The sequence below is a fragment of the Microcoleus sp. OTE_8_concoct_300 genome (assembly GCF_031383065.1).
Taxonomy (GTDB): Bacteria; Cyanobacteriota; Cyanobacteriia; order Cyanobacteriales; family Microcoleaceae; genus Microcoleus.
In genome coordinates this window covers 1-1,665 of sequence record NZ_JANMZH010000044.1, presented here as the reverse complement: position 1 = coordinate 1,665, position 1,665 = coordinate 1, and the positions used below count along the sequence as shown (strand labels likewise).

The 1,665-nt window shown below is 52.7% G+C and carries 1 protein-coding gene; it reads left to right on the top strand.

Annotated features, from left to right (window positions below):
• On the top strand, positions 1 to 1,403 hold a 1,403-nt coding region (locus ACUVJL_RS02280), incomplete at its 5' end, for an Ig-like domain-containing protein (protein ID WP_445244360.1).
• Positions 1,404 to 1,665: the final 262 nt, after the last annotated feature.

The following is a 1,665-nucleotide window of genomic DNA, read 5'->3' as shown; positions in this document are numbered from 1 at the left end:
GACAACAATTGCTCGCCGAAGCCAATCCCCCGAATTCTGACAACAATCCGCCCGTTGTTTCACCGACAAGCGGTCGGACTTATACAGAATTAGAGACAACTATTTCATTAGACAATCTTGCCACAGATGCCGAGGGCGACCCTCTCACAATTAGCGTCCTCAATCCAGTAAACGGCACTGTAATTTTCAATCCCTTAACTAACAAAGCATCCTTTAAACCAGCAACCGGTTTCTCTGGAATTGCCAGCTTTGATTTCCTTGCCAGCGACGCTTTTGGGAGTTCAACGCCCGCGCGGGTGACAGTCAATGTCAGCGATGTTCCCCTGCTGAATCTAGATTTTGTGAAGCGAAATCCGCGACTCAATGCAGGAGAAAATACGGAATTAGTTGTGCTCGGAGACTTTGCCGACCAAAAAGGTGTAGTGTTGCCAGATTCTTATCTAACTTACACTTCATTCAATCCAGAAGTAGCACCAATAGACGCAGCCGGGAAAGTGACAGGTTTAACCAACGGCACTTCGATTTTGAGCGCGAGTCGCAACAACCTGCAAGCAGTCACCCCAATCCGAATTGGGACGATGCCAGCACCGACAACAGACGCTCAATTGCATCAGATACTAGCCGAAATGTACGGACTAGACCCCTACCCAGATGCCGTTTCCCTGACACCAGGTGCAACGCGGAAACTGTCCCTCGGCTTAAACTCCAACTTCACCGAAGCTAACTTAACCGCAGCCAGCACAGGTACACGCTACTTTAGCAACAACAGCAACATCCTCAACGTCAGTTCCGACGGCACCATTACAGCAGTCGGCATTGGTGATGCCACCGTCACAGCCATTCACGGCACCGCATCCGCCACCATTCCAGTTCGAGTCGAAGCACCGAAAATCGGCACAACAGCCTTGGGAACCGACGGTGGCATCATCAACTCAAGCGACGGAACCCTAGCAGTCATGATACCTCCGGGCGCTCTCAAACAGAATGCAACCGTCAGCATTGCCCCAGTCAACCAACAAAACTTGTCGCTACCGCTGCCACCGGGATTTGAATTTGCAGGAGCCTTCAACTTAAACTTTGGCGATAACTCCCTGAATATACCCGCCCAGTTGGCAGTACCAGCACCCGCCGGATTAGCTACACCTAAAGGTTGTAAATTCAGCGGTTTGCGGCAGGCGGGTCATCCTGACCTGTTCTGGTGCCGCAACGGCGTCAGGCTTGCTCCATATTCATCTGGAGCAATTCGCATGGCCTATGTAGAGCAAGTTCCCGGCGATGGAGGCAAAGACTGGGGATACACAAGCAATGCCATCGAAGCGCTCCCGTTGAATAAGTACTTTACGCGCCGGTTTGTCGCAGATTGCCGGCGCGTTGGCGCACAAGCGATTCTGACCCGCCTCTAATCCCCATTCTCGACCGCTTCGGAGGGCGGTCCGGAATTGAGATCACCGCGCCGGCCGGATGCCGGAACTACATTGAAAGGGTAAATCATGAGCAATATCAGACCGGATCAATGGACCGTGATAAGCGACCGCCCAATCAGCTTTGGCAATCCGCGCGACGAAACATCCCTTATCGCCGCACGTCGGCAACGCGACGAACTGGCGGCAGCGCTCAAGGAAATCTTGGTGGGTGCCGAAATGGAGCAGTGCGCGAATTTTCAGC